15 protein-coding genes are annotated in these 13,881 nt (G+C 59.3%); 3 read left to right on the forward strand and 12 right to left on the reverse strand.

Translation table 11 applies throughout. The features are described from left to right. Window positions 1-6: 6 nt before the first annotated feature. On the reverse strand, window positions 7-1,290 hold the full coding sequence (locus BM035_RS16155) for an ammonium transporter (protein WP_092033161.1): 1,284 nt from the start codon (window positions 1,288-1,290) through the stop codon (window positions 7-9). A 73-nt stretch (window positions 1,291-1,363) separates the two neighbouring features. Then, window positions 1,364-1,702, reverse strand: coding sequence for a P-II family nitrogen regulator (glnK, locus tag BM035_RS16160; RefSeq protein ID WP_008173268.1), 339 nt, complete (start codon window positions 1,700-1,702; stop codon window positions 1,364-1,366). Between the two features lie 381 nt (window positions 1,703-2,083). Here glnK and BM035_RS16165 point away from each other — a divergent pair, with 381 nt between their 5' ends. The 3 genes from BM035_RS16165 (at window position 2,084) to trmB (ending at window position 4,738) form a co-directional block, all read left to right on the forward strand. Next, window positions 2,084-2,338: an accessory factor UbiK family protein gene (locus BM035_RS16165; protein ID WP_008173270.1), complete on the forward strand. Its 255-nt coding sequence runs from the start codon at window positions 2,084-2,086 to the stop codon at window positions 2,336-2,338. A 63-nt stretch (window positions 2,339-2,401) separates the two neighbouring features. Further along, entirely contained in the window at window positions 2,402-3,934 is a 1,533-nt protein-coding gene (locus BM035_RS16170) for a YifB family Mg chelatase-like AAA ATPase (protein WP_092033164.1), read from the forward strand. Between the two features lie 72 nt (window positions 3,935-4,006). Next, the gene (gene trmB / locus BM035_RS16175; protein WP_008174166.1) at window positions 4,007-4,738 is read left to right on the forward strand and encodes a tRNA (guanosine(46)-N7)-methyltransferase TrmB; all 732 of its coding nucleotides are present in this window, start codon (window positions 4,007-4,009) and stop codon (window positions 4,736-4,738) included. Window positions 4,739-4,755: 17 nt separating this feature from the next. Here the strand turns inward: trmB and BM035_RS16180 are convergent, their stop codons facing one another. The 10 genes from BM035_RS16180 to BM035_RS16225 form a co-directional block, all read right to left on the reverse strand. After that, complete coding sequence (locus BM035_RS16180; RefSeq protein ID WP_008174168.1) at window positions 4,756-5,289, reverse strand: hypothetical protein; 534 nt, start codon at window positions 5,287-5,289, stop codon at window positions 4,756-4,758. After that, on the reverse strand, window positions 5,289-6,455 hold the full coding sequence (gene hemW / locus BM035_RS16185; protein WP_039882032.1) for a radical SAM family heme chaperone HemW: 1,167 nt from the start codon (window positions 6,453-6,455) through the stop codon (window positions 5,289-5,291). The genes BM035_RS16180 and hemW overlap by 1 nt, the downstream gene beginning before the upstream one ends. A 5-nt stretch (window positions 6,456-6,460) precedes the next feature. Beyond that, window positions 6,461-7,060, reverse strand: coding sequence for an RdgB/HAM1 family non-canonical purine NTP pyrophosphatase (rdgB, locus tag BM035_RS16190; RefSeq protein ID WP_008174172.1), 600 nt, complete (start codon window positions 7,058-7,060; stop codon window positions 6,461-6,463). A gap of 6 nt (window positions 7,061-7,066) precedes the next feature. Further along, complete coding sequence (locus BM035_RS16195; RefSeq protein WP_008174175.1) at window positions 7,067-7,522, reverse strand: DUF4426 domain-containing protein; 456 nt, start codon at window positions 7,520-7,522, stop codon at window positions 7,067-7,069. Window positions 7,523-7,524: 2 nt separating this feature from the next. Then, window positions 7,525-8,124 (reverse strand): methionine biosynthesis protein MetW, encoded by a 600-nt coding sequence (gene metW / locus BM035_RS16200; protein ID WP_008174176.1) that lies wholly within the window; start codon window positions 8,122-8,124, stop codon window positions 7,525-7,527. Further along, on the reverse strand, window positions 8,121-9,269 hold the full coding sequence (gene metX / locus BM035_RS16205) for a homoserine O-succinyltransferase MetX (protein ID WP_008174179.1): 1,149 nt from the start codon (window positions 9,267-9,269) through the stop codon (window positions 8,121-8,123). The genes metW and metX overlap by 4 nt, the downstream gene beginning before the upstream one ends. Before the next feature lie 128 nt (window positions 9,270-9,397). Next, window positions 9,398-11,362, reverse strand: coding sequence for a dynamin family protein (locus tag BM035_RS16210; RefSeq protein ID WP_008174181.1), 1,965 nt, complete (start codon window positions 11,360-11,362; stop codon window positions 9,398-9,400). Window positions 11,363-11,605: 243 nt separating this feature from the next. Then, the gene (locus BM035_RS16215; RefSeq protein ID WP_008174183.1) at window positions 11,606-12,190 is read right to left on the reverse strand and encodes a YggT family protein; all 585 of its coding nucleotides are present in this window, start codon (window positions 12,188-12,190) and stop codon (window positions 11,606-11,608) included. Between the two features lie 22 nt (window positions 12,191-12,212). Continuing rightward, on the reverse strand, window positions 12,213-13,046 hold the full coding sequence (gene proC, locus BM035_RS16220; RefSeq protein WP_014575886.1) for a pyrroline-5-carboxylate reductase: 834 nt from the start codon (window positions 13,044-13,046) through the stop codon (window positions 12,213-12,215). A gap of 61 nt (window positions 13,047-13,107) precedes the next feature. After that, entirely contained in the window at window positions 13,108-13,812 is a 705-nt protein-coding gene (locus tag BM035_RS16225) for a YggS family pyridoxal phosphate-dependent enzyme (protein WP_039882033.1), read from the reverse strand. Window positions 13,813-13,881: the final 69 nt, after the last annotated feature.

Below are 13,881 nucleotides of genomic sequence, written 5' to 3' on the forward strand. Positions count from 1 at the left end.
CAGCGTTTACTGCTTGCCGCTGACAAACTCCGGATAGGCTTCCATACCACACTCGGACAGATCCACACCTTCGTACTCTTCTTCTTCCGAGACCCTGATGCCCATGACGGCTTTCAGGATGCCCCAGACGATCAGACTGGTGACGAATACCCAGATGAAGATGGTGAGCATGCCGACCAGCTGGCCCATGAAGGTAGCGTCTGCGTCGGACAGGAGGACCGCAAAGATACCCCAGATACCGACCACACCGTGAACAGAGATGGCACCGACCGGGTCGTCAATGCGCAGCTTGTCCATGGTTACGATGGAGAAGACAACCAGGGTGCCACCGATGGCACCGATGATGGTGGCCAGCAGGGGAGACGGATCCGCCGGTTCTGCAGTGATCGCAACCAGGCCAGCCAGAGCGCCGTTCAGGGCCATGGTCAGGTCCGCTTTGCCGAACATCAGGCGTGCCACGATCAGGGCGGCAATCAGGCCACCGGCTGCAGCTGCGTTGGTGTTCAGGAACACGTTGGCAACTTCGTTGGCGACACCGATGCCACCCAGCTTCAGGGTGGAGCCGCCGTTAAAGCCGAACCAGCCCATCCAGAGGATGAAGGTACCAAGCGTTGCCAGGGGCAGGTTGGCGCCCGGGAAGGCACGGATTTCGCCTTTGGCGCCGTACTTGCCTTTACGGGCACCGAGGAGAAGAACGCCTGCCAGGGCCGCTGCTGCGCCTGCCATGTGAACGATACCGGAACCGGCGTAGTCGCTGTAGCTCAGCTCGTACATGCCGAATACCGCGTCGCCGTTCCAGGTCCAGGAACCCTGCATCGGGTAGATGAAGCCACACATAACGATGGCGAAAGCCAGGAAGGCCCAGAGCTTCATGCGCTCAGCCACGGCGCCGGAGACGATGGACATGGCGGTTGCAACGAAGACAACCTGGAAGAAGAAGTCAGAAGCGCCGCTGTATTCGCCCATGTCGCCAAAGCCGGCTTCAGTGGAGGCTGCAATAACGCCCGCGATCGCTGCGTCGTCCATCTCGGCAACGGTTGTTACACCGCTCAGGAAGATACCGCCGTCGTACATGATGTCGTAGCCGACAATCAGGTACATGGTACAGGCGACCGCAAACAGGGCCACGTTCTTGGTCAGGATTTCAGTGGTGTTCTTGGCACGCACCAGGCCGGCTTCCAGCATGGCAAAGCCAGCGGCCATCCACATGACCAGGGCACCGCAAATCAGGAAGTAAAAGGTATCCAGCGCATACTGGAGTTCAAAAATGTGATTAAGATTGCTTTCCATATGAAGCCCTCCGCACGAGGCTTTTCAGGTTATAAATTTTTTTGCGTTGGCTGATCGAAAAATCAGAGCTGGTTCAGACCGCTTCTTCGCCGGTTTCGCCAGTCCGGATCCGGATGGCTTGAGCCAGTTCAGTCACGAAGATCTTGCCGTCACCGATCTTGCCGGTGTTGGCCGCCTTGGTGATGGACTCGATAACTTGGTCCAGAAGGTTGTCGCCGATAGCAACTTCCACCTTCACCTTGGGCAGGAAATCCACCACGTATTCCGCGCCACGATAGAGTTCTGTGTGGCCTTTTTGCCGACCGAAGCCTTTGACTTCAGTGACGGTTACGCCTTGAACGCCAATCTCGGATAATGCCTCACGGACATCGTCCAATTTGAAAGGCTTGATGATCGCTGTCACAAGTTTCATTGCTTTCTCCTTGGTAAAGCCGTCTCAACAGTGAGGGCCCGTCGGCCGGTTGTTGAGCTCGGGATGCTGCCACCTCGCACACCAATCGTGCGGATTGCGTACGAGAGCTTTAGCATCGGGTATGCCAACGCAAAAAAATATATTTAAAACAACAGGCTACGATGTCCGCGTACCAGAATGGCGCAAAGTTGTGCACCAAAATGAAGCGGGTAGCCGGCCAGTGAGCCAAATTGGAGCGGGCTGCCTGACCGTTCGACCGCTATTATAGGGCCGACCACCTACAGTATGGCAGGGGCTGCGGTGTGATACACTCCTGCAAACCGGTAACAGGCCCTCTCTTTTAGTCGAAGCCGGATATTTCAGAAATGTGTGAGGTGATGTGTGAAAGGTCCACAGGATATTTTTGCTCAGCTGCAGGGCCAGTTTGGCCAGTTTGTACCGGACATGGCCCGCGCTGCACGGGAAGATTTTGAAACCCAGGCCCGGGCCACCGTGATGTCCGTCCTGTCCCGCCTGGAGTTGGTAACGAGGGAAGAGTTCGACGCCCAGCAGGCGGTCCTGCTGAAGACCCGTGAAAAGGTGGACGCACTCGAGAAGCGGGTAGCCGAACTGGAAAATTCCCTGCCAAAACAGTAAACCACGGACACGCCCGGCAGGACGCCGGGCAAGCAGTTCCGGTCATTACCATGGAAGGTTGTCATGCTTGCTATCGTTCATTCCCGCGCCACCATTGGCGTGTCGGCGCCCGCCGTTACCGTTGAAGTCCATCTCTCAGGCGGCTTGCCTGCGCTCTCGATTGTGGGGCTGCCGGAAACCGGTGTAAGGGAGAGCAAAGAGCGTGTTCGCAGTGCCCTTCTGAACGCCGGGTTCGAGTTCCCCGCCCGGAGAATCACCATTAATCTTGCCCCTGCCGACTTGCCCAAAGAGGGTGGTCGCTTTGATCTGCCTATTGCCCTGGGCATCCTGGCGGCCTCGGGCCAGGTTCCGGCCGAGAGCCTTTCGGACTGCGAATTTCTCGGCGAATTGTCCCTTGATGGTGCATTGAGGCCACTTAAAGGTGTGCTGCCGGCGGTGCTAGCCGCCCGGCAGGCGCAACGAAGCCTGCTGGTTCCCCAGGGCAATGCCGAGGAGGCGGCCCTGGCCAGCCAGGGTGACGTCCTGGCGTCCGGCCACCTGTTGGCCATCTGCGAGCACCTGAGCGGTCGCGCCCGCCTGGTGCCGGTGCCCAGGTCGTCGCTGGAACAGGCGCCGGGCAGCAACCGGGAACTGCCGGACCTGTCGGATGTCCGTGGTCAGCGGGTTCCCCGCCGGGCACTGGAAGTGGCTGCGGCAGGTAGCCACAATCTTTTGTTCTTCGGCCCACCCGGCACCGGCAAGAGTATGCTGGCCAGTCGCCTGCCCGGAATTCTCCCGGGCCTCGATGATGCTGCGGCCATGGAAGTCGCCAGCGTACACTCGGTGGCCGGGCTGCCGGTTCGTTCCGGGGGCTGGCGTCAGCCTCCTTTCCGGGCGCCCCATCATACCGCCTCGGCGGTTGCCCTGGTGGGCGGCGGCAGCAGCCCCAGGCCCGGAGAAATCTCACTGGCTCACCGGGGCGTACTGTTTCTCGACGAGTTGCCAGAGTTTGAACGCCGGGTGCTGGAGGTCCTGCGTGAGCCGATGGAAACCGGCGAAATCTCGATCAGCCGGGCAGCACGGCAGGTGAATTTTCCGGCGCGATTTCAGGTCGTGGCTGCAATGAATCCCTGCCCCTGTGGCTACAGTGGTCATCCCACCATCGAGTGTCAGTGTACGCCGCAACAGGTTACCCGTTACCGGTCGAAAATTTCCGGCCCCCTTCTGGACAGGTTTGATCTGCATGTGGAGGTGCCTGTGCAGGGTGGCGACGTATTGATGCAGTCGGGCGGGGATGGCGAAACCAGCGCCACCGTCCGGGAGCGTGTCCTGATTGCCAGAGCCCGGCAATCAGAGCGGGGTTGCCTGAATGCGGCCTTGTCCGGGCGTGCGTTGCAGGCTGCGTGCCGGCTGGATCGCCAGGGCGAGCAGTTGCTCACCGGTGCCATGGAAAAGCTGGGGCTTTCGGCCCGTGCACTGCACCGCATATTGCGAGTTGCCCGAACGCTTGCCGATCTTGAAGGCAGCGAGGAGCTACGACAGAGCCATCTGGTTGAGGCTCTGGGTTACCGGCAGCTCGACCGACAGCAGGGCCGCAACTCGGTGGTCTCCGCCTGAGCGACAACACTCTGGTAAACTGTTGGCAAATCCCGTTAACCATGACCCGCTGCCTGCGGTTAAGGATTGCAGATGACAGACCATAAAGAACCGCAAGATCCCAAAGAGGCCGCCGATTCGCCGGTCACCACCCGTCGCGGTGTGCGCAGCTTTGTTTTGCGCCAGGGCCGGATGACGGAAGGCCAGAAAAAGGCGTTCGAGCGGAGCTGGCCGAAGTACGGGCTGACCCGTGAGGACGGAATGATTGATCCCAGGGAAGTGTTCGGCCGCGACAACATGCTGAACCTGGAAATCGGTTTTGGTATGGGGCGGTCTCTGGCCGACATGGCTGAGGCCGCTCCCGAACAGGATTTTATCGGGGTTGAAGTTCATCAGCCCGGTGTTGGCGCGTTGCTCAAGGAGATCGAGGACCGTGGCCTGGAAAACGTCCGGATTTACAGTATTGATGCCAACGATGTGATTGACCTCTGCCTTCCGGATGCGTGCCTGGATCGCGTGATGGTGTTCTTCCCCGATCCCTGGCACAAGAAAAAGCATCACAAGCGCCGGCTGATCCAGCACGAGTTTGTCCAGCGGGTTCGTCACAAGTTGAGGGTAGGCGGCATTCTGCACCTGGCGACCGACTGGGAGAATTATGCCGAGCATATGCTCGAGGTGATGAGCGAGTCCGAGGGCTTTGCCAACACCCAGGAGACCGGTGGCTATTCACCGCGCCCTGACGACCGTCCAATTACCAAGTTTGAGAAGCGGGGCGAAACCCTCGGTCACGGTGTCTGGGACCTGTTGTTCTATCGCACCAATTAAGAGGCGTTGATCGGGGGTCAGTGATGCGCGAGCGGGTGGCGCCGTGACGCCCGGATGATGACCAGCCCGGCGATGCCGAGCGTGAGCGCCGTGAATTTGATGAGTGCGCATAGGGTTGCGGACAGGCTCATCTCATCGGTGGGCGGGTTGAAATTGTTCAGCAACAGAATGTTCTCTGCACCGTCGCTCAGACCGGCAGTTGCGAACAGGGCCCGTACCCAACGGGCACCCACCCGCTCGCGAATGCCGGGGCGATCACGGGTAAAGTGCCGGGTAAGATGAATCAGGGCCAGCATGTAGGCAGGAATGAACAGGAAGTCCAGCCACAGCGAAACCTTCGCCCAGGCAACCCCTTCGCTTCCCCAGCTGCGAAAAATGGCGTGGGCCTGATCGGCAGTCCCGGCCAGCTGATAGCTCACGATACCCTGGGGTGCTGATGCCGTCTGCAGAGGCTGGTTGACCATAAGCAGAGCGAACAGCAGCACGGCAGCCACGACCAGGCTGGCTTTCAGGCTTTTGGGAAATGCTGCCACTCCGTGTGCAGGGTCCATTACAGAAAACGCTCCAACAGGCTGTTAAGGTATCTCTGGCCCAGGTCGGTTGCCTGGAGTCGATCGCTTACCAGCAGCTTTTCATTCCGCAGTTGTTCAAGTTTTACTCCAACTGTTGTCAGGGGTAAACCCGTTCGTTCAGAAAAAAGGCTTTCATCCACTCCTTCTTTCAGTCTGAGGGCGTTCATCAGGAATTCCAGCGGCAGATCGTCCACGGCAATCGCATCAGAACCGGCCGTTCGGCTGCCGATCCGGTTCAGGTAAGCGTCCGGCTGCCGGGTCTTCCAGTATCGCCTGATACCCCCGTCCACCAGGCTGATCTTGCCGTGGGCCCCAGCCCCGAGGGCCAGGTAGTCCCCGAACGTCCAGTAGTTCAGATTGTGACGGGAGGCCCTTCCCTGGAGGCTCCAGGCCGAGACTTCGTAATCCTCGTAGCCGTGTTGGTGCAGGTAATCGGAACCCCGGCGATAGATGTCCCAGAGATGATCGTCGTCGGGCAGTTCTGGCGGACGGCTGTAAAACTCGGTATTGGGCTCGAGGGTCAGCTGGTACCAGGAGAGATGCGGTGGTTTGTAGTCCAGGGCAGTCTGGATGTCCTCAAGTGCCTGCCCGGGCGTCTGGCCCGGCAGACCGTGCATCAGATCGATATTGAAGTTATCGAACCCGGCACGGCGAGCGGCGCGTATGGCCCGGTGGGCGGCATCGGCATCGTGAATGCGCCCCAGCGTTTTGAGATGGTCGGGATTGAAACTCTGGACCCCGATGGACAGACGGTTGATGCCCGCTGCCCGGAACGCGTCGAACCGGCCGGCTTCGAGCGTGCCGGGGTTGGCTTCCAGGGTAATTTCGGCATTTGTGGCGAAGGCAAGGCGTGCCCGCAGTTCCCTGAACAGGCGATCGTAGAAGTCGCCGCTCATCAGGGACGGAGTGCCGCCTCCGATGAACACGGTCTCTATTGGTCGATCGGTGGCAAAGGCCAGGTCCTGGTCGAGATCTTCGAGCAGAGCCTGCAGATAGGCGGATTCCGGGATTGTCCCGGTGAAAGCGTGGGAGTTGAAGTCACAGTAGGGGCACTTCCGCACGCACCAGGGTACGTGAATATAGAGGCTCAACGGCGGCCTAACCGCCGCTGGCTGCTGATCGTCCCCGGGGCTGGTATTACTCAACTGTTTCAGGCCTCGGCCTTCAGCTGATCCAGCAGAATCTTCAGGGCGCGTCCGCGGTGGCTGATGCTGCCCTTTTCGGCGCGGGACAGTTCCGCCGCACTGCAGCCATGCTCTGGTGCCAGGAACACCGGGTCATAACCGAAGCCGCCATCGCCCTGAGGGGATCTGAGGATCGAGCCCGGCCAGCGGCCATGGCAGATGATCGGGGTCGGGTCTTCGGCATGGCGCAGGTATACCAGCACACAGTGAAACTGGGCGCCCCGTTGCCCGTCCGGCACGCCCGCCATGGCGTCCAGCAGGGCGTCCACATTGTCCTGATCGGTTGCATCATCGCCGGCAAAGCGGGCAGAGCGCACGCCCGGGCGGCCTTCAAGCGCGTCCACCGCCAGACCACTGTCGTCAGCGAGTGCTGGCAGCCCGGTTTCCCGGGCCGCGTGGCGCGCCTTGAGAATCGCGTTTTCTACAAAGGTGACCGCCGGCTCCTCGGCTTCACCGACGCCCAGTTCGCCCTGGGCAATCGGCGTCATGCCAAGAGGTGCCAGGAGCTCGGTCAACTCGGCGATTTTGCCCCTGTTATTGCTGGCGATGACAAGTCGGTTGGTCATATAGGCTTAATCGCTGAACAGTGTGTGAGCAAACCGTACCGCCAGGTCCTGCTGGTGTCCGGTAGGGCGTGCGGTAATATTGAAAGTCATCAGTTCGCCGGAGGAATACTGATACTCGGCAATAAAGTACACGGAGTCGCCCTCCTGGATGCGGCGGAACGCCAGGAAGCGTACCTGCTGGACATCGTTGGTTACCTTGCCCTCGACCTGGCCGCTCACCGGGGACATTGAGCCATCGTCGTTTTCCTCCATGATGGAGATATTGACGATGCCTATGCCCTTGCTCCGCTGAAGATTATTGGCCTGGGCGACTTCCGGAGCCAGGAAGGTGCTGGGCAGGACACTCCAGAGTACCTTGTAGTCTCCGAAATCCTTCGAGCCGGCCTGTGCCTGCAGGCTGAACAGGCCAATCAGCGTGATTGCCAGCAGCGTACGGAATGTGGAAAAGGTTTTTGCGATCATTGCTAGGTCTCCCGTGTGATTCGGTAAATGGCAATTTCGCCCAACAAGTTCGGCCAGAGACGAGCCAGCCAACTGTTCTGGTGCTGGCCATCAACCACCCGGCGGCTTTTGATCCTGATGCCTTTCTGACGGCACAGTGCCTCAAAATCCTTGAAGGTGCACAACCTTATGTTGGGCGTGTTATACCATTTATACGGCAGTGCCTCGGATTCGGGCATACGACCGCTCAAAGTCAGTCCCCAGCGCAATCGCCAATGAGCAAAGTTGGGGAAGGTCACGATGCCTTCGCTGCCAACCCGCAGCATTTCATCCAGTACCCTGTCAGGACGCCGGACCGCCTGAAGCGCCTGGGTCATCAGAACAATATCGAAACTGCCATCTTCAAAGTTCCCCAGCCCCTGGGTGTCCAGGTTCTGTTCGATAACCGCCACTCCGCGGCCCATGCAGGCGGTGATGTGGTCCGGGTTTATCTCCAGGCCGAAGCCACTGGCACCCCGTTCCCGCTGGAGGAAATCAAGAAGAGTGCCGTCGCCACAGCCCAGGTCCAGAACATGGTGGCCGGGCTGAACCCACTGCTGGATGATTTCGAGATCCGGTCTCATGCGCCGACCTCCCGTGCTACCCGGTCCATATAGGCGTTAAAGATGTCAGTGTACCGCGGGGTCGGAATCAGAAACGCGTCGTGCCCCCAGGGTGCGTCCACCTCGGCGTAGCTGACCTTCCTGCGCGCGCCAATCATGGCATTGACCATTTCTTCCGAGCGGGCCGGCGTGAAGCGCCAGTCGGTGCTGAATGACAACACCAGGTATTCGCAACTGGCCGCTGCCAGTGCTTTCGAGAGGTCGCCGCCAAACTCGTAGGCCGGATCAAAGTAGTCCAGGGCACGGGTCATCAACAGGTAGGTGTTGGCGTCAAACGATTCGGAAAAGCGTTCGCCCTGATAGCGGAGGTAGCTCTCGACCTGGAACTCCGCGTCATAACCAAACTTGTAAGCCTGGTCACGGAGTTCGCGGCCAAATTTCTCGCCCATGGAGGCATCAGACAGATACGTGATATGGCCAACCATCCGCGCCAGCATAAGACCACGCCTGGGAACCGTATCAAAGTCGTAATAGCGCCCGTCGTGAAACTCCCGATCAGAGGTTATTGCCTGGCGTGCCACTTCATTGAAGGCAATATTCTGGGCGGTCAATCGCGGAGTGGACGCAATCACCACCGCATGCCGCAGGCGATCGGGGTAGTCCAGGCTCCACTGCAGGGCCTGCATGCCGCCGAGGGAACCGCCAACAACGGCCGCCCAGCATTGAATGCCGAGCCGATCTGCCAGCAGCGCCTGACTCTTGACCCAGTCGCCCACGGTGATAACCGGAAACTCCGGGCCAAACGGCTTTCCGGTTTCGGGATTGATGCTGTTGGGGCCGGTGCTGCCGTGGCAGCCCCCCAGATTGTTCAGGCTGACAACAAAAAAACGATCGGTATCGATGGGTTTTCCGGGGCCGATACAGCTGTCCCACCAGCCGGGTTTGCGGTCCTCGGCAGAGTGGTAGCCGGCCGCGTGGTGATGGCCACTCAAGGCATGGCAGATAAGAACGGCATTGCTGGCGTCGGCATTCAGGGTGCCGTAGGTTTCCACCACCAGGTCGTAGTTTTCCAGGGACTGGCCGCAGGCCAGATCGATGGGAGCGTCGAAATGATAGGTCTGCGGGGAGACAATCCCGACAGAATCCGCAGGCAGGGTATCAGGCATCGGCGCGAATGGTTCCTGGTTCGATCCGTAAGTGTCTGGAAAAGCAATGACAAAGCCATCGCCAGCCCAGCAGTTTAAAGCCGGGGCATGATGGCTGCAACCGCCTGAATGGTCGCGCTTGCGGGACACTACACAGCGCCGGAGATGTTCACCACTTTTTGCTGGATCAGGGTGGGGGCCGGTTTGCGGATCTGGCGCTGCATCGCGTCGGCCAGTTCCAGTTGCCTGCGCAGGTCGGCAATGGTGTTGGTCAGGCGCAGGCGCTCGGTGCGGCTGTCCTTGTCGTTGCGGACCATATCGCGAAGGCGCCGGATCTGGTGCTCCAGAAGCTGCTTCTGCTCCATGGAATACTGCATGATCGGTAGCAGGGCTTCCGATGGCCAGCGCTCAACGTCCTGGCGTACACGGGCATGCAGTGTGCGGGCTTCGCCCACCATGACATTGAAAAAACGGCGAACCAGGACCGACTGCTCGGTGAGCAGGTTCTTCGGACTGATGCGGAAGCGTCTCGCTTTTTTGCGCAACTCGCGGATGGCAATAACATGGCGCCCGGCCCGCAGCGGGATGGGCTCAAGGTGACGGGCCCGGTTGTCTTCGTTATAGCGACGGTAAATCGCGCCCACCATTTTTTCGGCCAGGTGCCCTTCGCTCAGAAGGTTGGTCAAGTCGCTTTCGAGCAGTTCGAAAAACTGATCCATCGCGCGGTTCATCCCGGCAGTGGTCCAGCTCTTCGACATACTGGTACGGACATGTTCCGCATGGGCTTCGAAGCGGTCTTCGCTCACCAGCTTCTTCAGCAGGTCGCCCTGGGAGTCCATGAGGCGACGGCTGGAGCGCAGGGTGATCAGCTTCTTGTAGTAAAAGTCGTAGTCTTTCTGGGCGCGTTCTGCGAGGCGGCCCAGCGCTGCCTTGTCCATGGTAACGCCCGCGCACGCCTGGAGTTCTTCCTCCAGGGATTCGAGGCGGTACTGCATGGCTGCCTGGCTGTTCTGGAGCATGCCTAGCAGGTCGTTGATCAGACTCTGGGTGATCAGCTGTTCCTTGTGCATGAGAATGCGCTGGATAATCAGCTGCTCAAGCTGATTGATATTGGAACGGTCAAACAGGTCGTTGTCTTTCTTTACCCTTGCGACCAGCCCCTGCTTGGCAGAAACCGGGATAACATCGTGCTGGCGCATGCCCAGGTGGTCGGCCGTATAACCGCGCACCCGCTCAATCGCCTCGTTGGTGTGGCGCTCGCCCTGGAGGTCATCCCAGAGCACGTCGATCTTGTTCAGCACGGCAAAGCGGCCGGCGCGATGATCGGCGTGCTGGGTGTCGATGTGCTCTTTCCAGATGGTCATGTCGCTGGCAGTCACACCGGTGTCGGCACTCAGCACAAAGATCACCGCATGGGCGCGGGGCAGCATGCTGATCGTCAGCTCCGGCTCGGAGCCAAGAGCATTCAGGCCCGGCGTATCGAGGATCCGCAGGCCGCGCTCGAACAGGGGGTGGCGGATGCTGATCTGTGCGTTCCGCCAGGCAGGTACAAGTACATTGCCCGGGTTGTTGCGATCATTCTCGAGCATGCCTTCGTCGAAGCCGAGTGCGCGAGCCTCCTCAGGTGGCACACTCTTGACGCGGGCAACCTCGGCAAGCACCTCCCGCATGATCTCAGGGTCGCGCTCATCCAGCTCATGTTTGACCCAGCGTTCCGGCTGCTTGCGCAACTGCTGCAGGGACAGTTCGCCGTTTCGGGTCTCGATGGGAAGCAGGAGCAGGTAGTTTTCATTGGCGCTGCGATCGAAGAACAGCTCCGTGGGGCACATGGTCGTGCGCCCCGCCTGAGACGGGAGCATGCGCTGGCCATACTCGGAGAAGAACAGGGCGTTGATCAGTTCGGTTTTACCGCGGGAGTATTCGCCGACAAACGCAATGGTCAGTTCATCCTCAATCAGCAGCTCCAGCCCGTGGCGTATGCGGGTGCTGACATCGTCGGAGAACAGATTGTTATCCTGCAGCCACAGCCGGTACCTGCCGATCTGGCGGATCAGCTCTTTTTTCCAGTTGTGATAAGCCTCTACCTGCTGCGACAGAGTTCCCTGTTGGTTCATCGGATTTTCCTTCTGCGCGACTTCCTGGTATCCCGCTCAGAACGGGGTGCTCACGGGTGACGGATTAATTACCGTTAATACTATCCTGTTATTTCCAAGTTTGTGGCTGGGCCGGAGTGGAAGAAATGGCCAAACTTGCCGGAAATTCACTAAAAAAGCTGCAAAATCAGTTACATGACTTTGCAGCTCGGGAATGATGGATTTCGTGGCTAAGTGTTACAAAGTGTATATTTGAGACGGCGTTTACATACCGAGCCCGATGGAGCCGAGGCCTGCGGCCATTTTCATGTGTTCAATCACCACTGAGATCACGTTCAGAATCAGGAAAACGATGATGGGTGACAGGTCCAGGCCGCCCATGGAGGGCATGATATTGCGCACCGGGCGCATGACCGGCTCGGTGATCTGGGCGACCAGCTGGATGGCCGGATGGCCGCTGCCCGGCGCGATCCAACTGACGACGACCACTGCAATTACCGACCAGAAATAGATCTTCACGATCAGGTCCAGTACGTTCAGTACCGCCCACACCAGCAGCGTAATCGGATTTATGGCCGGAATGCCGCCGTTCAGCGCCACCAGGATCAGGAAGAAGGTGATGCCCTGAATGATGACTGCAAGAACCAGCGAAGCTCCATCGAAACCGCCCAGGCCAGGAATAACCCGCTGTAGCGGGCGTAGCGGTGGATTGGTGGCCTTGACCACGAATTGAGTGATGGGATTGTAGAAGTCGGCCCTGGCCAGTTGAAGCAGGAACCGAAGCAGCACAATGGTCAGGTAAAAGGTGGATGCGATGAGCAGGATGGTAATCAGAATATCTGCCAGCATGAAGCCGTGTCTCCGTTATCGGTTACTGTTTGCCTGCCAGTTCTTTGGCCATTTCTTCCGAACGCTTGAAGGCGGCCTTGTACGCTTTGGCTACCAGATCGCGCATACCACCTTCCTCGAACGTGTTGATGGCCTGTTCGGTGGTTCCGCCAGGAGACATCACATTACGCTTGAGCTGGCCGGGATCGTGCTCGCTTCGACCGGCCATTTCCGCGGCTCCCGCCATGGTCTGGATAGCCAGTTCCCTCGCGGTTCCGGCGGCGATGCCAGCCTCGGTGGCCGCTTCCTCAAGCGCCTCAAGCATCAGGAAGAAATAGGCGGGGCCGCTGCCGGAGAGGGCGGTAACCGCGTGCAGCAGGTTTTCGTCCTCAACCCAGAGCGCTGACCCGATGCTTTCGAACACCGATTCCACCATCTTCTTCTGTTTGTCTTTCACTTCTTTGTTGGCAAACAGGCCTGCAGCCCCTTTGCCGACCAGGGACGGTGTGTTGGGCATTACCCGAACCATCGGCAGGCCGCCACCAAGCCAACCATCGAGGGTATCCGCTGTCAGGCCGGCGGCGATGGATACCATCAGTGGGCGAGTGTTCTGGACCACTGGTGCAATGTCGCGACAGACATCGGCCATGACCTGGGGTTTCACCGCCAGAACTACCATGTCAGCCTGCTGGGCGCAGTACCGGTTGTCTGTGGTGACGCTTACGCCAAAGCGCTTGCGGATTGTCTGCAGGTGCGCGTCATCCGGCGCGCTGACCCAGATATTGCCGGCCTTATAGCCGTTATCCAGCATACCGCCAATGATGGCGCTGGCCATGTTGCCGGCGCCAATAAAAGAAATGGTTGGTGATGTGCTCAAGGTTAACTCCCCGGTTGATCGGTTAAACGTCCGGCCCTGATCATAGCAGGAACCGGCCGGTTCAGCTCTTTACTGGGCGTTTGCCGAATAGGGCAGTGCCGACCCGTACCCAGGTGGCGCCTTCCGCAATCGCGACTTCCAGGTCGCCGGACATGCCTATCGACAGTGTGTCGAGTGGGCCGGCGTCGGGATGGTCTGACCGCAGCTGTTTCAGAGTATTGGCAAGTTTCCGGAAACTGGCTCTTAACCCTGCTTCGGGCTGATCCGGATCCGGAATGGCCATCAGCCCTCTCAGGCTGAGGTTTGGCAATTCGCCGATTTCGGCCACCAGATCCGGCAGCTCATCCAGAGTGCAGCCGGATTTGCTCTCTTCCTCATTAATATTGACCTGAAGACAGATATTCAATGGCGGCAGCGCAGGATCGCGCTGTTCGCTCAGGCGACGGGCAATCTTGAGGCGGTCCACGCTGTGCACCCAGGCGAAGGCAGAGGCCATCTGCCGGGTCTTGTTGGACTGGATCGGGCCGATGAAATGCCATTCCAGTCCGTCAAGACCAGACAGCGCCTCGATCTTTTTCAGCGCTTCCTGGAGGTAGTTCTCACCAAAGGCCCGCTGCCCGGCAGCGAAGGCTTCCCGCAGGTCTTCCGGTGGTCGGGTTTTGCTGACGGCGAGCAAATGCACAGACCCGGGCGCACGGCCTGCCTGCAATGTTGCTTTTTGTATGCGTCGGGTTACGCTCCCGATGTTGTCTGCTATGCTGCTCATAGTGTGAGAATGCCACGCTCGGTCTGTCACTTGTACGGTGACACGTTACCCGCAGGTCACTGAAATGCC

The sequence above is a fragment of the Marinobacter sp. DSM 26671 genome (assembly GCF_900112835.1).
GTDB lineage: Bacteria > Pseudomonadota > Gammaproteobacteria > Pseudomonadales > Oleiphilaceae > Marinobacter > Marinobacter flavimaris.

Bases quoted from the DNA above. Each gene is read 5' to 3' on its own strand.
- glnK (WP_008173268.1), bottom strand. From the start codon at position 1,702: ATGAAACTTGTGACAGCGATCATCAAGCCTTTCAAATTGGACGATGTC.
- BM035_RS16195 (WP_008174175.1), bottom strand. From the start codon at position 7,522: ATGATCGCAAAAACCTTTTCCACATTCCGTACGCTGCTGGCAATCACG.
- rdgB (WP_008174172.1), bottom strand. From the start codon at position 7,060: ATGACCAACCGACTTGTCATCGCCAGCAATAACAGGGGCAAAATCGCC.
- trmB (WP_008174166.1), top strand. From the start codon at position 4,007: ATGACAGACCATAAAGAACCGCAAGATCCCAAAGAGGCCGCCGATTCG.
- BM035_RS16155 (WP_092033161.1), bottom strand. From the start codon at position 1,290: ATGGAAAGCAATCTTAATCACATTTTTGAACTCCAGTATGCGCTGGAT.
- metX (WP_008174179.1), bottom strand. From the start codon at position 9,269: ATGCCTGATACCCTGCCTGCGGATTCTGTCGGGATTGTCTCCCCGCAG.
- BM035_RS16170 (WP_092033164.1), top strand. From the start codon at position 2,402: ATGCTTGCTATCGTTCATTCCCGCGCCACCATTGGCGTGTCGGCGCCC.
- BM035_RS16215 (WP_008174183.1), bottom strand. From the start codon at position 12,190: ATGCTGGCAGATATTCTGATTACCATCCTGCTCATCGCATCCACCTTT.
- metW (WP_008174176.1), bottom strand. From the start codon at position 8,124: ATGAGACCGGATCTCGAAATCATCCAGCAGTGGGTTCAGCCCGGCCAC.
- BM035_RS16225 (WP_039882033.1), bottom strand. From the start codon at position 13,812: ATGAGCAGCATAGCAGACAACATCGGGAGCGTAACCCGACGCATACAA.
- BM035_RS16180 (WP_008174168.1), bottom strand. From the start codon at position 5,289: ATGGACCCTGCACACGGAGTGGCAGCATTTCCCAAAAGCCTGAAAGCC.
- BM035_RS16210 (WP_008174181.1), bottom strand. From the start codon at position 11,362: ATGAACCAACAGGGAACTCTGTCGCAGCAGGTAGAGGCTTATCACAAC.